Annotated in this window: 18 protein-coding genes; 17 read left to right on the top strand and 1 reads right to left on the bottom strand. The window is 63.1% G+C overall.

Going from position 1 to position 18,542, the window contains the following annotated elements; all coding sequences use genetic code 11:
* The first annotated feature begins 198 nt into the window (after positions 1–198).
* The 17 genes from AB0876_RS05760 to AB0876_RS05680 all read left to right on the top strand — a co-directional run bounded on the left by AB0876_RS05760 (position 199) and on the right by AB0876_RS05680 (position 17,300).
* Positions 199–1,005, top strand: coding sequence for an enoyl-CoA hydratase/isomerase family protein (locus AB0876_RS05760; RefSeq protein ID WP_036446623.1), 807 nt, complete (start codon positions 199–201; stop codon positions 1,003–1,005).
* Positions 1,002–1,802, top strand: a complete 801-nt coding sequence (locus AB0876_RS05755) for an enoyl-CoA hydratase/isomerase family protein (protein WP_036446624.1) — start codon at positions 1,002–1,004, stop codon at positions 1,800–1,802. Before AB0876_RS05760 ends, AB0876_RS05755 begins: the two co-directional genes overlap by 4 nt.
* Positions 1,799–3,049 carry an aromatic ring-hydroxylating oxygenase subunit alpha gene (locus tag AB0876_RS05750; protein WP_036446625.1) on the top strand — a complete coding sequence of 417 codons (1,251 nt, stop codon included), beginning with the start codon at positions 1,799–1,801 and terminating at the stop codon, positions 3,047–3,049. The genes AB0876_RS05755 and AB0876_RS05750 overlap by 4 nt, the downstream gene beginning before the upstream one ends.
* A complete protein-coding gene (locus AB0876_RS05745; RefSeq protein ID WP_036446626.1) occupies positions 3,046–3,579 on the top strand; it encodes an aromatic-ring-hydroxylating dioxygenase subunit beta in 534 nt (177 codons plus the stop codon). Before AB0876_RS05750 ends, AB0876_RS05745 begins: the two co-directional genes overlap by 4 nt.
* Positions 3,579–3,815, top strand: coding sequence for a hypothetical protein (locus AB0876_RS05740; protein ID WP_036446628.1), 237 nt, complete (start codon positions 3,579–3,581; stop codon positions 3,813–3,815). The genes AB0876_RS05745 and AB0876_RS05740 overlap by 1 nt, the downstream gene beginning before the upstream one ends.
* Positions 3,812–5,020 carry an acetyl-CoA C-acetyltransferase gene (locus AB0876_RS05735; RefSeq protein WP_036446629.1) on the top strand — a complete coding sequence of 403 codons (1,209 nt, stop codon included), beginning with the start codon at positions 3,812–3,814 and terminating at the stop codon, positions 5,018–5,020. Before AB0876_RS05740 ends, AB0876_RS05735 begins: the two co-directional genes overlap by 4 nt.
* Complete coding sequence (locus AB0876_RS05730; protein ID WP_036446630.1) at positions 5,017–6,357, top strand: OB-fold domain-containing protein; 1,341 nt, start codon at positions 5,017–5,019, stop codon at positions 6,355–6,357. Before AB0876_RS05735 ends, AB0876_RS05730 begins: the two co-directional genes overlap by 4 nt.
* Complete coding sequence (locus tag AB0876_RS05725) at positions 6,347–7,543, top strand: acetyl-CoA acetyltransferase (RefSeq protein ID WP_036446632.1); 1,197 nt, start codon at positions 6,347–6,349, stop codon at positions 7,541–7,543. Before AB0876_RS05730 ends, AB0876_RS05725 begins: the two co-directional genes overlap by 11 nt.
* Positions 7,544–7,556: 13 nt before the next feature.
* Positions 7,557–8,417: an SDR family oxidoreductase gene (locus AB0876_RS05720; RefSeq protein WP_036446633.1), complete on the top strand. Its 861-nt coding sequence runs from the start codon at positions 7,557–7,559 to the stop codon at positions 8,415–8,417.
* Between the two features lie 3 nt (positions 8,418–8,420).
* A complete protein-coding gene (locus tag AB0876_RS05715) occupies positions 8,421–10,025 on the top strand; it encodes a class I adenylate-forming enzyme family protein (protein WP_036446634.1) in 1,605 nt (534 codons plus the stop codon).
* An 87-nt stretch (positions 10,026–10,112) separates the two neighbouring features.
* On the top strand, positions 10,113–10,517 hold the full coding sequence (locus AB0876_RS05710; RefSeq protein WP_036446635.1) for an SCP2 sterol-binding domain-containing protein: 405 nt from the start codon (positions 10,113–10,115) through the stop codon (positions 10,515–10,517).
* A gap of 10 nt (positions 10,518–10,527) precedes the next feature.
* Positions 10,528–12,069, top strand: a complete 1,542-nt coding sequence (locus AB0876_RS05705; RefSeq protein ID WP_105367243.1) for an acyl-CoA synthetase — start codon at positions 10,528–10,530, stop codon at positions 12,067–12,069.
* Positions 12,066–13,331: a cytochrome P450 gene (locus AB0876_RS05700; RefSeq protein WP_036446638.1), complete on the top strand. Its 1,266-nt coding sequence runs from the start codon at positions 12,066–12,068 to the stop codon at positions 13,329–13,331. Before AB0876_RS05705 ends, AB0876_RS05700 begins: the two co-directional genes overlap by 4 nt.
* Before the next feature lie 8 nt (positions 13,332–13,339).
* A complete protein-coding gene (locus AB0876_RS05695; RefSeq protein ID WP_036446640.1) occupies positions 13,340–14,131 on the top strand; it encodes a coniferyl-alcohol dehydrogenase in 792 nt (263 codons plus the stop codon).
* A gap of 8 nt (positions 14,132–14,139) precedes the next feature.
* Entirely contained in the window at positions 14,140–15,519 is a 1,380-nt protein-coding gene (locus AB0876_RS05690) for an aldehyde dehydrogenase family protein (RefSeq protein WP_036450132.1), read from the top strand.
* On the top strand, positions 15,519–15,710 hold the full coding sequence (locus tag AB0876_RS05685; protein ID WP_036446641.1) for a ferredoxin: 192 nt from the start codon (positions 15,519–15,521) through the stop codon (positions 15,708–15,710). Before AB0876_RS05690 ends, AB0876_RS05685 begins: the two co-directional genes overlap by 1 nt.
* A gap of 3 nt (positions 15,711–15,713) precedes the next feature.
* Positions 15,714–17,300, top strand: coding sequence for an FAD-dependent oxidoreductase (locus tag AB0876_RS05680; RefSeq protein ID WP_135358479.1), 1,587 nt, complete (start codon positions 15,714–15,716; stop codon positions 17,298–17,300).
* Between the two features lie 87 nt (positions 17,301–17,387).
* Here the strand turns inward: AB0876_RS05680 and AB0876_RS05675 are convergent, their stop codons facing one another.
* Positions 17,388–18,542 (bottom strand): acyl-CoA dehydrogenase family protein, encoded by a 1,155-nt coding sequence (locus tag AB0876_RS05675; RefSeq protein WP_135358478.1) that lies wholly within the window; start codon positions 18,540–18,542, stop codon positions 17,388–17,390.

Here is an 18,542-nt window from a genome sequence, read left to right as displayed (position 1 = left end):
TTTGGAATCAATTTTGCGGACTGTGCGTGCCTGCTGTCAACCTTCGGCTCGGACTGGCCCGATGTTTCACGCGCGACGTTGTCGCTGGCTGGATTCGGCATCTGTTACACGGTTGAGCCCTCGGTAGTATTGGTTTAACCTAGATTAAAATCGCTCCAACGTGTTCGTCCAACGCCGGACGATGAAGGTGGCCAACCAATGCTCAAATCACCGACGGTGTCCGCGGTGCCAGTTGCACTCGAGATTTCTGACGGAGTCGCTCGGCTGCGGCTAAATCGTCCCGAGGCCTCCAACGGGATGAACGTCGAACTGCTCAAGACCCTGCATGAGGCCGTGTTGGCAATACACGCCGATCCGGCGGCTCGAGTTGTCCTTCTTACTGGTGAGGGTCGCAACTTCTGTGCAGGAGGCGACGTCAAGACATTCGAGGCAAAAGGGGAGAAGCTCCCTGACTATCTGCGCGAGGCCACCGCGTGGCTCCAGCTGGCCACCGCGGCCCTCATCCAACTTAAGGCCCCAGTGGTCACCGCAGTACAGGGATTTGCTGCCGGTGGTGGCGGCCTCGGTTTGGTCTGCTCGTCGGATCTCGTCGTTGCTGGCCGGTCGGCCAAATTCTTCTCCGGCGCGGTGCGGGTCGGCATGGCACCCGACGGCGGATCCTCGGTGACGCTGACCCAGTTGGTTGGCTTGCGACAAGCGTTGCGGATACTTCTCACCAATCCGACGTTGACCGCCGAGGAAGCTCTGCAGATCGGTCTGGTCACTGAAGTCGTCGATGACGATGAGTTGACCGAACACGCCGAGTCTCTGGCCGCCGACCTTGCGGCGCTGCCAGCCGACGCGCTGTCCGCCACCAAACGTCTGGTGTGGAGTGGTGTCGGGCAATCCGTGGAGCAGCGCTTGGCCGAGGAGGCTCGGACCGTCTCGGAATTGTCGGGCACACCGGATGCGCTGGAAGGATTGCGCGCCGTGATCGAGCGCCGGGTACCGAGGTTCAGCCGATGACCAACGTGCTCGTCACGGATGACGGACCGGTCCGCGTCGTGATGCTGAACCGTCCCGAAGTGCGGAATGCCATCGATATTCCGCTGCGCATCGAACTCGCTGAGGCGCTGGAGACCGCCGACGCAGACAACTCCGTGCGCGCGCTCGTCCTAACCGGCGCGGGCGGCACGTTCTGTTCGGGTGGTGACATATCGACAATGCGCAGAATGCCTCACGATGCAGCGACAGAGCGTGCACAGATGGCCCAACGCATCATCCGCGCTATCTGGAACACGCCCAAGCCGGTTCTCGCCGCTGTCGAAGGAGCAGCCTACGGCGCAGGCGCGGCACTGGCCGCAGCCTGTGACAGGGTGGTCGCCGGACGTGCCGCCAAGTTCGCCACCACATTCTTGAACGTCGGGCTGGCCGGCGACATGGGTGCTTATGCATCCCTGCCCGGACGCATGGGTATGGCGCGGGCACGTCAGATGCTGATGATGGCGGAGCCACTCACTGCCGAGGACGCATTGCCGCTCGGTCTGATCGATGCGGTCGTCGGTACGGGCGAATCGCTGGCCGAAGCGGTGAGCGATGCACATCGACTGGCCGGCCTCCCCGCAGGTGCACTGGCGACGATGAAAGAAATGCTCGCGACTGCGCCGACCAGGCACCGCCTGGAAGTGCTCGACCTTGAAGTCGAGCAGCAAGCAGCGCTGTTCGACAGCGATGACTTCGCCGAGGGCATCGCGGCCTTCCATGAGAAGCGTCCGGCCGTCTTCGGCGGTGTCGGATCACATCCAAGAAAGGTAGCGCGATGACGTCCACGATCGGCGGGCCGTTGAGCGGTTTGATCCAGCACGACAGAGTGCATGGGTCGCTCTATACGAATCCCGGTATCTTCACCGAAGAACTCCAAAAGATCTGGTATCGCACTTGGGTTTTCGTGGGTCACGAGAGCGAGGTGCCGCAACCCAACGACTATGTTCGCAAGAAGCTGGGTCTGCAGGACGTCATCATGACCCGAGATCGCGAGGGACAAATCCATCTGTTGCTCAACCGATGCCCGCATCGCGGCAACCAGGTGTGCGACGACGCGCGGGGCAACTCGGGGACATTTCGATGCCCGTATCACGGTTGGACGTTCCGCAACAACGGCGATTTGATCGGATTCCCCTTCTTCAAGGGTTATGGGCAGCGCAAACTCGACATGCCGATGGGTAGGGTGCCGCGCGTCGAGCGGTACGGCGGATTCGTTTTCGGAAGCTTCGCTGCTGATGGCCCCAGCCTGATCGAGCATTTGGGCGCGGCGGCGGGGGAGATCGACCGACTGACTGCGCTCTCACCAGAAGGTCGCGTGGAGCTCACTGCCGGGTGGCTGCAACATCGCACCCGAGCAAATTGGAAGCTGTTGGCCGAGAACGAAACCGACGGCTATCATCCGCAGTTCGTCCACGGGTCCATCTTCGGAGTCACTGGCAGCACCATCGGTCCGCTATATGCCGATTCCTCGACCGCTGTGACCCGGAACCTGGGCAACGGGCACAGCGAGAACGATCTACGGCCGGAGTTTCGCAAGTTCGCCGAACCCATGCGGTGGTTCGGGACGACGGAGTCGAGGGTGCCCAACTATGTCGCCGCGATGCGCGCCAAGTACGGCACCGACGCCGAACGGATCCTGGTTGAGGGTGCCCCGCACGTGATGATCTTCCCCAACCTCTTCATCGCCGAGATCCAGGTGTTCAACATCCAGCCAGTTGCCGTCAATGAATGCACCCAATACGCCACCGCCGTCCAACTCGCCGGCGCGCCCGAACTGAATCGGCGGATGGTCTCGCAGTGCATCGGTTCGGTAGGGCCGGCCGGCATGCTGTTGGCCGACGACACGGAGATGTATGAGCGAAACCAGCGCGGCGTCGAGGCGCTGACCCCGGAGTGGCTGGATGTACGCCGGGGTCTCAATCGTGAACGCGTTGACGACAACGGGTTCACCATTGGTGGGCCCACAGATGAAACGGGTATGCGCGGATTCTGGTCCCAATACCGCACGTTGATGGAGACGGAATGACCGCGACGGTGGCGAATACACATGTTCTCGGCCCAATTCCCGAGGGCTACGATCGGTTCGAGGTGGAACAGTTCCTCTTTCGCGAGGCTCGGTTCGCCGACGAGTCGGACTATGACTCGTGGGAAGCTCTTTGGACCGAAGATGCGCTGTACTGGGTACCGGCCAACGGGACCGACAATGACCCCGCGCAGGAGATGTCGGTCATTTACGACAATCGCAACCGCATTTCGACCCGGCTCAAGCAGGCCCGAACAGGTCGGCGGTATGCCGCCGCGCCGGTATCCAACCTGCGGAGGCTGATCTCCAACATCGAGTTCCTCGGCGGCCGACCCAATCCCGACGGCGGGCAGGACATCGAAGTGGGAGCCAATTTTCTTGTCCTGGAATCGAAATCACGCACCAACGAGCTATGGGGCGGACGCGTCGTCTATCGGTTGCGGCGCAGCGAGGCCGGTCTCAAGTTGGCTTACAAGAAGGTCAACCTTGTCGACAACGACAAGCCGCTGCCCACCTTGGGGTTCCTGATCTGATGGGTATCCACTTCGAGGGAGACGGCCCGGTACCGCTGGTCAGCAGCGAGTTTGCCGAGGTCTGGGTGTCGATCGACAACAGTGCGCATTCGCCCCGACTGAGACTCGAGGACATGCGGACCGGCCGGGTGAGGTTCCTGGACGCGATGGAACTTGAGGCAGTTATCTGGCTGCGTGAAGACAGGCTGACGGCTCTGATGGACCCGTCTGCAGATCGTTGGCGGGGAGAATCGTGAGGCGCGCTGCGATCGTGACGCCGCGGCGTACTGCGGTAGGCGCGTTCGGGGGAGCTCTGCGGCCGCTTCGCGCCGAAGATCTGGCCGCTATTGTCATACGAGAAGTTGTGGCACGCAGCGGCATCGACGCCGAGGTAATCGAGGACGTGGTGTTCGCCCAGTCCTATGCCAACTCCGAGGCGCCTTGTATCGGTCGCTGGGCCGCGTTGCACGCAGGTCTGCCGATCGAGGTGCCGGGTCTGCAGATCGACCGGCGGTGCGGCGGTGGTCTGCAGGCCGTCGTCGCCGCGGCCATGATGGTGCAGACCGGCGCCGCCGATGTGGTGCTGGCCGGCGGTGTCGAATCGATGAGCAATATCGAGCACTACACGACCACCGCGCGGTGGGGTTCGCGGTCCGGAAACCAGACGCTCTACGACCGCCTCGATCGCGGACGTGAGAGGTCCCAGCCGGAATGGCGATTCGGTCCGATCAGCGGGATGATCGAGACGGCGGAGAATCTTGCCGCCGATTACGGCATCGACCGGGACGCTGCGGACGCATTCGCCGCACGCAGCCACCAACGTGCCTCTGCTGCCTGGAATTCGGGTCTGTTCGACGACGAGGTCGTGCCTGTCGAAGTACCTCAGCGCAAGGGCGATCCGATCCGGTTTGATCGGGACGAAGGAGTCCGGCCGGATTCGACACCTGAGTCGCTGGCCCGGCTGCGCACCGTCGTTCCCGGGGGCACGGTCACCGCGGGTAATGCCGCGCAACAGAACGACGCGGCCGCCGCCTGCCTGGTCGTTGCTGAGGATCGTCTCGCAGCACTGGGTTTGGAGCCCATCGGGTACCTCGAGGGGTGGTCCGCGGTGGGTTGCGAACCTGCCAGGATGGGGATCGGCCCGGTCGGAGCCGTGCACAAACTTTTTGGCAAGACGGGTTTTACGTTCGACGACCTCGACCTCATCGAGATCAACGAGGCTTTCGCCGTCCAGGTTCTTGCGGTACTGAGCGGGTGGGGGGTCAAGCTCGCCGATGTCGATGACCGACTGAACGTGAACGGATCCGGCATCTCACTCGGCCATCCGATCGGTGCCACGGGCGTTCGGATCCTCACCACGATGCTGCACGAGCTTCGCCGACGTGGGGGCGGTCTGGCGTTAGAGACGATGTGTATCGGTGGCGGCCAAGGTCTCGCTGCCGTCTTCCGGGGTGCGACATGACCGCCGGTCTGCTCGGATACTCCGCATATCTGCCCGGCCGACGGATTGGCAAGAACCGGGTTGTCGCATCCTATGACGAGGACTCGACCACGATGGCATTAACCGCGGCCGTGGAGTTGCGTCAGCGCTGCGAAGACTGGAGACCCGCGGCACTGTACTTCGCGACCAGCACGCCGGCCTACGCCGACAAAACCAACGCGACCGCGATCCACGCCGCTCTCGGATTGCCCCGCAACGTCATTGCAGCAGATTTGGTGGGTAACGGCCGGAGTTCCTTCGCCGCCATCATCGCGGCAGCCTCTACAGAGGGCCTCGTGGTTGGCGCCGACGTACGCGTCGGCCGCCCGGGGTCCAGCGACGAGAAGCTGGGTGGCGATGCCGGCGCCGCACTGCTCTTCGGTGACGATCGGGAGCCGATCGCCGAAATACTGGCTACGGCATCCCGGACCGACGAGTTCCTTGATCGGTGGCGGTTGCCCACCGCGGTGACGGGCGAACAATGGGAGGAGCGTTATGGTGCAACTCATTACAGTGCTCTTATCCGGGAGGTCGCCGAGGAGGCGCTGGATGAAGCCGGCGTGGCAGACGTCGAACATGTAGCCTTGGCGTGCCCCAACAGCGCGGTCCTCAAACGGGCCGCCACCCTGGTCAAAGGCCAGAAGTCCGTGATCAGCTCACCGGCCGGATTTTCGGGCTCGGTGGACATGATGGTGGCGCTCGCGGCGGTCCTCGACAACGCCGAACCCGGCGAACACATCCTGGTACTGTCGGCCACCGACGGTTGCGACGCACTGCTTCTGAGAACCACGACGGCGCTACCGAATGCGCGACAGGCGACACCGGTCGCCGAGCAGCGCACCGCGGGCACCTCGGTACCGCATCTCACCTACTTGTCGTGGCGCGGTCTGGTCGAACTAGAACCGCCGCGACGCCCCGAACCCGACCGGCCGGCAGCGCCGCCGGCCGGTCGCTCGGTCGCGTGGAAGTTCGCACTCACTGGGGCGCGTTGTCTCGACTGCGGATTCGTCCACCTGCCGGCGATCGAAGTGTGCCGATCATGCGGCGGGCGAAACGTCACCGAACGGGTGCGAATCAATGATCGACACGGCACGGTGTCCTCCTACACGGTGGATCATCTAGCGTTCTCGCCATCACCCCCGATGGTGCAGGCTGCCGTGGACGTCGACGGGGGAGGCCGATTCATGGTCGAGATCGCTGATGCGGATCCCGAGCGCCTGAGCGTGGGCGCGCGGGTGCGCTTCGTGTTCCGGCGACTTTTCACCGCCGGCAATGTGCACGACTACTTCTGGAAGGCGGTCCTGATCGATGGCCAGTAACGGTATCGCCGGCAAGGTCGCCGTCGTCGGAATGGGTTGCAGTTCATTCGGTGAGCGCTGGGGAGCCTCGGTCGAGGACCTCATTCTGGAAGCAGTTGGCGAATGCCTGCCGGCAGGCGGAGCCGGCGTCGATACGGTAGACGCGTTCTGGTTAGGCACTCTCGGTTCGGGCCAGAGCGGACTCCTGTTGAGCCGAGCCATCGCCACCGACGATAAACCTGTCACTCGCGTCGAGAACTTCTGCGCCACCGGGTCGGAAGCCTTCCGCAATGCCTGCTATGCGGTGGCTGCGGGCGCCTATGACGTGGCGATGGCTGTCGGTGTCGAAAAGCTGAAGGACTCCGGATTTTCCGGACTTCTGCGGCAGGACCCGCCGGGGGACGGCACAGCACCCGAACTATCGATGACTGCGCCTGCAGCATTCTCGCTACTCGATCCGGCATATTGCGCCCGCTACGGCGTTCACCCCGACGAGATGCGAGCGGCGATGACCCACGTCGCGTGGAAGAACCATGACAACGGATCTCGAAACCCGAAGGCGCAGTTCAAATCAGCCGTCAGCAGGGAAACCATCGACGGTGCGGTGAAGGTCGCCGGCCGGTTGGGAGTCTTCGACTGTTCGGGGGTCTCCGACGGTGCGGCATGCGCGCTCATCGTTCCCGCAGACCGGGCATATGAATACACCGACTCACCGATGTACGTCAGTGCGCTGTCGTTGGTCGCCGGGTCCACCCGCGGTTCGATGGACCCGGATTTCGATTTCACCTCCTTCCCGGAGGTCGTCAAATCCGCGCGAGATGCATACTCTCAGGCGGGAATCGATGACCCGGCCGCTCAACTGTCGATGGCCGAGGTACATGACTGCTTCACGCCGACCGAGATTGTCCTCATGGAGGATCTGGGTTTCGCTGACCGGGGGCAGGGCTGGAAAGACATGCTCGGCGGCGAATTCGATGCGGACGGCCGACTTCCGGTCAATATCGATGGCGGTCTGAAGAGTTTCGGGCATCCGGTCGGCGCATCGGGGCTGCGGATGCTCTACGAAGCCTGGCTGCAATTTCGGGGCGAAGCAGGTCCGCGCCAACTACGCGATCCGCATACCGCACTCACACACAATCTGGGCGGCCGTCCAGGAGGTTGCGTCTCGTTTGTCTCGGTGGTCAGCCGAGACAGGATCTCTCACTAAAAAGGAGTAAGTAGTGCCGGGTTTGCAGGACAAAGTCGTCATTGTGACTGGCGCGGGAGGTGGCCTCGGCCGCACTTACGCTCGGTTCCTGGCCGCCAACGGTGCCCTCGTCGTGGTCAACGATCTCGGCGGGGCGCGCGACGGTACGGGTAGCGGTACCACCATGGCAGACGCGGTCGTGGCGGAGATCCGTGAGGCAGGCGGCCGCGCCGTTGCCGACTATTCCTCGGTCGCCACGCCGGAGGGTGCGCGGCAGATGGTGGCTACCGCCCTGTCCGAGTTCGGTGCTGTGCACGGTGTCGTTAGCAACGCAGGAATCCTGCGCGACGGCGCCTTCCACAAGCTCACCGAGGAGAACTGGGACTCCGTCATCAAAGTGCACCTGTACGGCGGCTATAACGTGATTAACGCTGCGTGGCCGCACATGCGCGAGCAGAGGTTCGGCCGAGTGGTGGTCGCCACGTCTACCAGCGGCATCTACGGCAACTTCGGACAGTCGAATTACGGTGCTGCCAAGGCCGGTCTGGTGGGTCTGATCAACACCTTGGCGATCGAGGGTGCGAAATATGGCATCACCGCCAATGCCATCGCTCCGCTGGCCGCGACCCGGATGACGGAAGACGTCGCGCCCAAGGAAGTGCTGGACCGTCTGGATCCCGAGCTTGTGGCTCCGGCCGTCGGCTATCTCGTGTCCGAGGAGAACTCCGACACCGGAGCTGTGTTTGTTGTCGGCGGGGGTCTTGTGCAGCGCGTCGCGCAGTTCCAGAACGCGGGAGTCACCTTCGTGTCGCCGCCGGGACTTGCGGAGATCGCCGCGCGGTGGACTGAGATCAGCGATATGACCGGCGCCACGCTCGGTACCAACCCCGTCTGACCCATGTCGAGCCAGTCGGCCTACCGACCTGCGGACACCTCGGCGGAGCTGATCGATCACACGGTCGGTGAGCTGCTGGCCCTGCGCGCCGCAGCCAAGCCCGACCAGGTGGCGCTGGTAGGGGTTCGACACGGTGACGGCCGGCCCCGCCGTCTGACGTACCAGGAATTGGATCGAGAAGCACGTGCGGTGGCCGCGGCACTGCGGACGCGGCTGCCGGTGGGTGCGCACATCGCGGTGTGGGCCCCCAATGTGGTGGAGTGGCCGATCATCGCCTACGGAGTGGCGCTGGCCGGTATGGTGCTGGTGGCGATCGATCCGACACTGCGTCCAACGGAGCTGGAATTTGCTCTGCGGCAATCGGATACAGGGCTGCTGCTGCACGCTGATGCATACCGCGGCTATGACATGGCGGCCGCCGCGAGCGAGGTCTGCGCCGCGCTGCCGACGCACCGGCTGTCGTTGACTGAATTCTTCGCCGAACCGGTAGCCGAGGAGTCGGTCGAACCCTGGAACGGCGAGTGCTCGGAGGTGGCGATGCTCCAGTTCACCTCCGGAACCACCGGCACACCCAAAGCCGTCGTACTCAGACACCGCTCGATCATCAATGTCGCCAAGCTGACCGTGGAGGCCGCAGGTGTCAAGGAAGGTGCAGTGTGCCTGAGTCCACTGCCGATGTTCCACACTGCGGGCTGCGTGATTTCCATGCTGGGCCCGCTCTGGGTTGGTGGAACTTTGGTGCTCATGGATCGATTCGATGCCGGTGAGGTTCTTGAGGCCATTGTCGACGAGGGTGTCGACGTCTTCTTCTATGTGCCGGCCCTCCTCGCTGCGCTTACCCGGCTCCAAATCGAAAGTCCACGCCAAGGCGTCACTCTGGAACTGATGATGGGGGGAGCGTCGCAGGTACCGGCGTCGCTCATCGATGACGCGATGACGGCGTTCGGTGGCAGTGTCATCAACTTGTACGGGCAGACTGAGTTGGCCCCCGTCTTGTCGCTCACCCGACCTGATGATGCGCGAGGCGACCAACTCGGCACGGTCGGCCGGCCTCTGCCACACGTCGACTGTAAGGTCGTCGACCCCGGCAGTGGCGCGCTGCGAGGAATGGGTGAGGTGGGGGAGATCTGCGCGCGCGGCTACCAACAGTTCGTGGAGTATTGGAAAGACCCGGGTGCCACCGCGGCGGCCCTCGATGCGGACGGATTCGTCCGGACTGGCGACCTGGGCAGCATGGATGAGCGGGGATTCCTCACGATCGTAGGGCGCCTCAAGGAGATCATCGACCGTGGCGGCGAGAACGTCTCACCGGTGGAGGTCGAGACTGCGATGTCTGGATGCGACGGGCTTGCCGACTGCGTCGTGATCGGACTGCCCGACTATCGGCTGGGACAACAGGTCGCTGCGGTTGTCGTTTTTGACGGTAGCGTCGGACATCTGCCACTCGCAGTTTCTGACCTCGAATTTTACGCGCGGGCACGCCTCTCGCCTCATAAGATTCCGCGCCGGTGGTTCGTTGCCGACGAACTACCGAAGACCGCAACGGGCAAGGTCCGCCGTGTCGTGGTGCGCGACGCGGTGCTGGCAGGTGGATTCACCCAGATGTGACCGGTCGGACCGGACGCCGTCGAACGTGTCCTGGACAACTCACCCGTTTGACGGCAGAATTGAATCAAGAATAAATTAAGGAGAACGATGGCGTTCAAGGATTCAGCAGAGGTCACCCGCTACATCGGCGGCATCTTCGAGACGGCGTTCGCCGATCCAGAGATCGGCCCGAAGCTTGTGGACACGGGTCTGGTTGTGGCCTTCGATTTCACCGAACCAGCCGCGGTGGTGGTCATCGACATGGCTAACAAGTCGGTGCGTGAGGGGTTCGACGGCGGACCCGCGGCGACCGCGACGATGTCCATGACGGCCGACACCGGTAACGCGTACTGGCAGGGCAAGGTCAATCTGCCGCTGGCCATGGCGAAGAAGAAGATCCGGGTCGAGGGTAATGTCGCCAGCCTGCTCAAGCTGGCACCGCTGGGCAAGAAGCTCTACCCCGGCTACATCGACCGGCTCAAGAGCGACGGCCGCGACGACTTGCTGGTCTAGAGGTCGAAACGTGTTTCCAGGTACTCATGCGGCGGTCGACCCCACTCGCCCCGCAGTGATCATGGCCGGCAGTGGGCGCACGCTCACCTACGGAGATCTCGACACTCGGTCGGCTCGGATAGCGGCCGGGCTCCGTCATCTGGGGCTGAAGCGAGGGGACGTCATCGCACTGCTGTCCGACAATGTCGCCGAGGCCTTCGAAATCTTCTGGGCTGGTATGCGATCGGGGCTCTATGTGACCGCGATCAACCGGCATCTTGCAGCTGCTGAAGCTGGGTACATCCTGCGCGACAGCGATGCGAGCGTGATCTTCGCCTCGGCCGGCCTGGCTGACCTCGCCGCGGAGGCCGCTCGCCAGGTGCCCGAGGTTGCCCTGCGGTATTCCTTCGGCGGTTCCATCGAGGACTTCCGGCCGTATGAAGTGCTGCAGGACAATGCGTTCGAGCCGCTATCGGAACAGCCTCGTGGTTCGGAGATGCTGTACTCTTCCGGGACTACCGGACGTCCCAAGGGCATCAAGCTGCCGCTGCCCGACCTGAGCGTGGATGAGCCAGGCGGAGACGTCATCGCGATGTTGCTCCAGCATGCGTTCGGGGTCACCAGCTCCGACGTGTACCTGTCGCCGGCGCCGATCTACCACGCTGCTCCGCTTCGCTGGGCTGCCGCAGTACACGCCATCGGTGGCACCGTGGTATTGATGGAGAAGTTCGACGCCGAGGCGGCGCTGTCGGCGATCGAGCGTCTCCGCGTCACCGTCACTCAGATGGTGCCGACCATGTTCGTCAGGATGTTGCAGCTTCCTGACGAGGTCCGGTCCCGATACGATCACTCGTCGCTCAAACTGGCCGTTCATGCAGGAGCCCCGTGCCCGCCCGAGGTGAAAAGGGCGATGCTCGACTGGTGGGGCCCCATTTTGTCCGAGTACTACGGTGCCACAGAAGGACTCGGCATCACCCTGATCGACACCGAGGGCTGGCTGGACAAGCCGGGTTCCGTCGGCAAAGCAGCGCTGGGCGTTGTCCGGGTGTGTGATGACGATGGCCGTGAACTTCCCCGCGGCGAGACCGGCATCGTCTATTTCGAGCGCGACGAGCCGCCGTTCGCCTATCACAACGATCCGGTCAAGACCGCCGAATCTCGTCACCCACAGCACGAGAACTGGTCGACAGTAGGTGATCTGGGATATCTGGATGACGACGGGTATCTGTTCCTGACGGACCGCAAGTCGTTCATGATCATCTCCGGCGGGGTGAACATCTATCCGCAGGAGATCGAGAACGTTCTGACCTTGCACCCCAAAGTCTTCGATGTGGCCGTCATCGGCCTGCCGGATACGGAGATGGGCGAGCAGGTCAAGGCTGTCGTACAGACCCGCCCCGGGGTCACAGGTTCCGACGAATTGGCGCAAGAACTGATCAGTTACGTTCGCGAGAGGCTGGCACACTTCAAGGCTCCGCGATCGGTGGATTTTGTCGATGAGTTACCCCGTTCAGCCACAGGGAAACTCGTCAAACGCACGCTACGAGACCAATACCTGGAGGCACGCGCATGACGGTCGATTTGGGCCAGCAGACTTCAACCCGGCCCTTTGATCCGGTGAGCATATCCCCACTGAGCTTTTGGGAGCTGACGAACGAAGAGCGTGAGCCGTCGTTCAAGATCCTGCGTGACGAACGTCCGGTCAGCTGGCACCCGCCGATCGAGGGTGCGTTGATCGCACCCGAGGTCGACGGGGTGTGGGCAGTGACGCGCCACGAGGACATCGCATACGTCAGTAAGAACCCGGATCTGTTCTGCTCAGGTCAGGGCGTGATGATCGAAGCATTGCCCGAAGACGTCCTGGAAGCCGTGATGTCCTTCCTGGCGATGGACGGGCCCCAGCACTCGAGCACGCGCCGGTTGATCAGCTCGGTGTTCACTCCCCGCCAGGTCGCCAAGATCAAGGACCAGATCGAGTTCCAGGCCGTCTCCATCGTCGACGATCTGTTGAAGACCAAGGACGGTGACTTCGTCCAACAGGTCTCCAAGCGTCTACCGATGTGGACTATCTACGAGATGATCGGGCTGGCGCCCGAGAAGCGCGAGCACGGTGCGCATCTGGCCGACGCCATCATGGGCTGGAACGATGCCGATGTGGCCGGCGGGCGAGAGCCGGGCGAGGTGCTCATCGATACCCTGGTCGGATTGCTCGAGCTCAGTTTGGAACTGACTGAGGAACGCCGGGCGCACCCGCGGGAGGACTTGGCCAGCTTGCTGGTGCAAGCCGAGATCGATGGGCGCCGCCTCACCGATGAAGAGATCGCCGCGTTCTTCGTGCTGCTGTCCGTGGCGGGAAATGACACCACGCGTAACACGGTGTCCTTCACCACGATGGCCTTCCAGCAGTTCCCGGACCAGCAGGCACTGCTGGCCCAGGATTTCGACGGGCGCATCAAACCCGCCATGGAGGAGTTCATGCGCTGGGCCAGCCCGATCTCGACATTCCGACGGACGGCGACCCAGGACACCGAACTCAAAGGTGTCGAGATCAAACAAGGTGACTGGGTGGTGATGATGTACGGATCGGGTAACCGTGACGAGCGAGTCTTCAACGATCCCAACGTTTTCGACATCACCCGCGCACCGAACCCGCACGTCGCACTGGGCGGTGGCGGACCCCACTACTGCATGGGCGCATTCCTGGCCAAGATGCAACTGGAAGCACTGTACCGGCAACTCACCTTCCGTGCGCCCTCCCTGCGCGTCGGCGAACCAACCTACATGACAAGCAACTTCGTCCGGGCCGTCAAGTCGCTGCCCTACACCCTCGATTAGGACTACTGATGACCAATTTCTCTGGCAAGCGCTACGTCGTCACCGGCGCTGCTTCAGGTATCGGCCAGGCCGTTGCACAGCGACTGCTCGACGCCGGCGCCGAGGTGCACTGCCTCGACCGCAACGCCCCGTCGCTGGCGGTGACGTCGCACACCGAAGTGGACCTGTCGAACCCGCAGAGCATCGACGCCGCGATAGAAGCCCTTGATGGCTTATTCGATGGGTTGCTCAATGTGGCCGGAATTCCGGGCACTGCGCCGGCCGATCTGGTGGTCGCGGTCAACAGCCTTGCAGTTAGGCATCTTTCGGAGGCCTTCCTGGAGCGCCTTCGTCCGGGCGGCTCGGTGACCATCGTGTCGTCGACTGCGGGCTTCGGCTGGACACTGCGGCTCGACGCCATCCGAGATCTGCTGGCCACCGATACCTTCGAGGAAGGTGCCGCCTGGTTCAAGGCGAACCCGCAGCAGGGCAACGCCTACAACTTCTCCAAAGAGGTCAGCACCGTCTTCGCGCTGTCGATGGGCCTGGCGTTCGCGGAGATGGGATTTCGCATCAACGCAGTCCTGCCCGGCCCGGTCGAGACGCCGATCCTGGTCGACTTCGAGGAGACGATGGGTAAGGACACCCTCGATGGTCTCAAGCATCTGCTCGGCCGGCATGCCCGGCCCGACGACATCGCCGACGTGATCTTGTTCCTGGCGTCCGACGAAGCCCGCTGGGTCAACGGACAGGCTCTGGCCATTGACGGTGGCATCAGCGGCGCCGTTGCCGCCGGGGTAGTGCCTGCACCCGAGATCTAGGAGACTTGGTGTCGATTCAAGTACCGGAGCAGACCACCGAGTCTCTGCTACGTTCCGAGATCCACCGCGAATTTTCCTCCGGCAGAACACGCTCGGCGGAATGGCGGATCGCCCAACTTCGCGGAATCGAGGCGTTGTGCAGGGAACGCGAACATGAGATCGCTGCGGCACTGGCAGCCGATCTCGGCAGGTCGGCTGTGGAAGCCTGGCTCGGGGACGTGGCCTCCACTGCGGGAGAGGCAGCATTCGCCCGCAGACATCTGAAGAAGTGGATGCGGACTCAGCGGGTGTCACTGCCGCTGGCGCAGTTGCCAGGCCGGGGCTGGGTGCAATACGAGCCGCTGGGGACGGTGTTGGTCATCGGTCCCTGGAACTACCCCTTCTATCTGGCGATGGCACCTGTGGTTGCGGCTGTTGCAGCAGGCAACTGCGTGGTGATCAAGCCATCGGAGTTGGCACCCGCGACATCCGAACTGATCGCCACTCTGGTGCCGAAATATCTTGACAGCAGCGCGATCAGGGTCGTCCAGGGTGGCGCGGACACCACCCAGAATCTGCTCGCACAGGGGTTCGACCACGCGTTCTTCACGGGCGGTACCGAGGTCGGCCGCAAGATCATGGCGGCCGCCGCCCCCACCCTCACACCGGTGACTCTCGAACTTGGCGGCAAGAGTCCCGTGATCGTGACCGCAGGCGCAGACATCGAGGTGGCGGCGCGCAGGCTGGCCTACACCAAACTGATCAATGCCGGCCAGACCTGCATCGCACCCGATTACGTCCTCGCTGACGCTGCCATCGCCGACGAACTCGCTGACCGGATCGTCGCCAGCATCGTCGCGTTCCAGGACGCGCCGACATTGCGTATCGTCAACGACCGGCAATTCGACCGGCTCGTCGCGTCGATTCGCGAGACATCGGGCAAGGTGCTGCACGGCGCGACCTACGACCGGGCGTCCCTGCGGATCGCCCCCACCGTGATCATCGATCCGTCACCCGACGACCAGGTGATGACCGGGGAGATCTTCGGTCCCATCCTTCCCATCCTCAGCGTCGACTCTGAGGAGACGGCGGTGAAGTTCGTCAACGAGCGGCCGAAACCATTGGCGCTGTACGTGTTCGCGGGCAGCCAAAAAGCGGGAGCCGCGATCGTCGATCGCGTTCCGTCAGGCGGGGCGGTCGTCAACCACATCATGATGCACTGCCTCGTGCCCCAACTGCCGTTCGGTGGTGTGGGAGCCAGCGGTATGGGCGACTACCATGGCAGGTGGGGATTTGAGCGGCTGTCGCACCGTCGCGCAGTGCTCGCCAAACGGACGTTTCCCGATCCCTCGATCATTTACCCGCCGTACGGCAAGGCGGCGCTGAAGATCATGCGGAAGCTGTTCTGATGCGTCCCGTTGTTGATCGTGCGAAATGCGCCGGGATCGGAATGTGCGAGATGACGGCACCCGACATCTTCGAGGTCGGTGACGACGGCCAGGCGCACGTCAAGAACGAGGAAGTCGGCGAGTCCGACCGCTCGTTGGCCGAGGAAGCCGTCTCCAGTTGTCCCGCTGCTGCACTGTCTTTGAGGAGTTAAACGGTGACCTTCGTCATCACCCAGAATTGTTGTGCCGACGCGGCGTGCGTTCCCGTGTGCCCGGTGGATTGCATTCGCCCGGCGCCGCAGTCGGCGGAATCTCCCGCACAGTCGCTGTACATCGATCCAGCGTCGTGCGTGGATTGCGGTGCCTGCCAAGAGGTGTGCCCGGTTGATGCGATCTACCACGAGGACGAACTCCCGCCGACCCAGCTGCCTTTCCTCGACATCAACGCGAACTATTTCAAGACCCACCCGCTGAAGATGCGTGAGTTCGGTTCCCGGCCGCCCAAGGAGTCGGTGACACCGGGTTCGCTGCGCGTCGCGGTGGTCGGCGCCGGCCCGGCGGCATGTTACGCGGTGTCCGCGCTCGCGCGGATCGGCGGCGCCGAGATCAACGTGTTCGAACGACTCCCATCCCCGTTCGGACTTGTCCGGTACGGGGTCGCCCCCGACCATCAACGGACGAAGGGAGTGGTCGATACCCTCAAGGCAGGGTTGTCTAGCCCGAATGTGAAGTGCTACTTCAATGTCGAAATCGGACGTGATCTGACCCATGACGAACTCGTGCAACGGCACCATGCCGTCATATACGCAGTGGGCGCTTCAGGGAGTCGTTCTCTGGGCATTCCCGGCGAGGAGATGGACGGCTGCCACGCCGCCGCCGACGTCGTGGCCTGGTACAACGGCCACCCCGACCACATCGACGAGGCAATCGATCTGACTGGACCACGTGCCGTCGTCATCGGCAACGGCAATGTCGCTCTGGACGTCGCCCGAGTGCTGACCATCGGCGCGCGGGCTCTGGCGGACACCGATATCGCCGATCCGGCCCTGGAGCGACTCGCCGAGTCCGGCATCGAGGAGGTCGTCGTACTAGGCCGACGGGGGATCGCCGATGCGTCCTTCTCCATCGGTGAATTCATGGCGCTTCGGCAGCTCGTCGGCGTCGATGTGGTGATCGAGGGCGATCTCGGCAGGCGGCCCGATGACAACAGCGAGGGGGCCCTGAAATATGACGTCGCACAAGAAGTGATGCGCGAGTCTGTGACTCCCGGCAACAAGCGAATCGTCATGCGGTTCTCCACTGCATCAGTGCGCATCGTCGGCGAGCAACGGGTTGAGGGCCTGGAAGTCACCGATGGCGAGGTCATTTCCGCTCCGATGGTGGTGCGCGCCATCGGCTATCGGGGAAACGCGATCCCCGGCGTACCCTTCGACGCGACCCGCGGCATTGTCCCCAACAACGATGGTCGCGTCGTCGGCGACGATGACGCCCCTGCGGTGGGCATCTATGCCACGGGCTGGATCAAGCGCGGACCCAGCGGCGTCATCGGCACCAACCGTGCCTGCGCCGAGGAGACGGTGACACAGCTGATGTCGGATCACCACGAGGGTCTGCTGAAGCAGCCGAACATGCCCACATCTGGTATCGACGAGCTGCTCGCCGCCCGCGCGGTCCAGGTTGTGACCTGGAGGGGATGGCAGGCGATCGACCGTGCTGAGAAGGCGAACGGCATGTCGCTGGCGCGGCCTCGGGTCAAGTTCGTGCAGGTGAGTGATTTCCTCAGCGCCATGACGACGAGCTGAGTGTTCAAGGGACGCTTGTCAGACAAAGAATTCCCCCAATGCCCTGGAGGTATTGGGGGAATTCTTTGGATCGGTGATGAATTGATGTCAGTGCGGTGCGGCGAGATCTCGCCCGATGATCTCTTTCATGATCTCGGTGGTTCCCCCGTAAATGGTCTGGACGCGCGTATCGACGAACGCCCGAGCCACGGGATACTCGGTCATGTATCCATATCCGCCGTGCAGCTGAAGGCAACGGTCGATTACTCGCTTCTGCAATTCACTGACGTACCACTTGCCCTTGGCCGCATCGATCGGTGTGAGTTCATTCGCGTTGTAGGCGAGGACTGACTGGTCCACGTATGTCTGAACGATGTCGATCTCGGTGGACATATCGGCAAGCTCGAACCGAACGTGCTGTTTGGCCGTCAAAGGCGCGCCGAACGCCTCGCGCTGACGACAGTAGTCCAGCGTTTGGTCGAAAATCGCGCGTGTTGTGGCCATGGCCATCGCTGACACACCAAGTCGCTCTCGCGGAAGATGACTCATCAAGTAGTGCAGCCCACGGCCCTCTTCGCCGAGTAGGTTCTCGGCCGGAACTGTGGCATCGCGGAAGAAGAGCTCGGCGGTGTCCTGGGCAGGCAGGCCGATCTTCTCCAACTTGCGGCCGCGTTCGAATCCCGGTGTGTCCTGTTCGACGACGAACAGGCTGAAGACATCAGATCCGTTGTGCTGCCCGGTCTTGGCCGCCACGATGACGAGGTCCGCCATGATGCCGCTCGAGATGAACGTCTTCTGCCCGTTGAGAATCCAGCGATCCCCGTCGCGCCGTGCTGTGGTGCGGATGCCACGAAGGTCGCTGCCTGCGCCGGGTTCTGTCATCGCCAGCGCGCCGATGAGTTCGCCCGCGGTGAACCCAGGAAGCCACCGGTGCTTCTGCTCATCGTTGGTGAGGTCGGTGAGGTAGTGCAAGACGAGGTCATCCTGCAGACTGACCGTCAAACCGAACGAGGAAGCGTTGGCCCTAGCGGCTTCCTCGCAGACGATCATGCGGTACCGGTAATCCTGCTCGTCGGCTCCGCCGAATTCCTCGCCGACGTTGAGGGCATAGATGCCGGCTTTGGCGGCTCGCGCGAACACAGATCGTTCGATCCAACGCTCACGGTCCCATTCTTCGTGGAATGGGACGACCTCGCGGGCAAGGAACTCCCGGACTGTCTCCCGGTATGCCTCGTGATCTTCGGTGTAGAAAACGCGCTTCAC

This window comes from Mycobacterium sp. NPDC049093 (genome assembly GCF_040704635.1).
Lineage (GTDB): Bacteria > Actinomycetota > Actinomycetes > Mycobacteriales > Mycobacteriaceae > Mycobacterium.
This window is presented reverse-complemented; position numbering and strand designations above follow the sequence as displayed.

Coding starts and splice junctions, on each gene's coding strand:
- AB0876_RS05760 (WP_036446623.1), top strand. CDS start 199: ATGCTCAAATCACCGACGGTGTCCGCGGTGCCAGTTGCACTCGAGATT.
- AB0876_RS05755 (WP_036446624.1), top strand. CDS start 1,002: ATGACCAACGTGCTCGTCACGGATGACGGACCGGTCCGCGTCGTGATG.
- AB0876_RS05750 (WP_036446625.1), top strand. CDS start 1,799: ATGACGTCCACGATCGGCGGGCCGTTGAGCGGTTTGATCCAGCACGAC.
- AB0876_RS05745 (WP_036446626.1), top strand. CDS start 3,046: ATGACCGCGACGGTGGCGAATACACATGTTCTCGGCCCAATTCCCGAG.
- AB0876_RS05740 (WP_036446628.1), top strand. CDS start 3,579: ATGGGTATCCACTTCGAGGGAGACGGCCCGGTACCGCTGGTCAGCAGC.
- AB0876_RS05730 (WP_036446630.1), top strand. CDS start 5,017: ATGACCGCCGGTCTGCTCGGATACTCCGCATATCTGCCCGGCCGACGG.
- AB0876_RS05725 (WP_036446632.1), top strand. CDS start 6,347: ATGGCCAGTAACGGTATCGCCGGCAAGGTCGCCGTCGTCGGAATGGGT.
- AB0876_RS05715 (WP_036446634.1), top strand. CDS start 8,421: ATGTCGAGCCAGTCGGCCTACCGACCTGCGGACACCTCGGCGGAGCTG.
- AB0876_RS05710 (WP_036446635.1), top strand. CDS start 10,113: ATGGCGTTCAAGGATTCAGCAGAGGTCACCCGCTACATCGGCGGCATC.
- AB0876_RS05700 (WP_036446638.1), top strand. CDS start 12,066: ATGACGGTCGATTTGGGCCAGCAGACTTCAACCCGGCCCTTTGATCCG.
- AB0876_RS05695 (WP_036446640.1), top strand. CDS start 13,340: ATGACCAATTTCTCTGGCAAGCGCTACGTCGTCACCGGCGCTGCTTCA.
- AB0876_RS05685 (WP_036446641.1), top strand. CDS start 15,519: ATGCGTCCCGTTGTTGATCGTGCGAAATGCGCCGGGATCGGAATGTGC.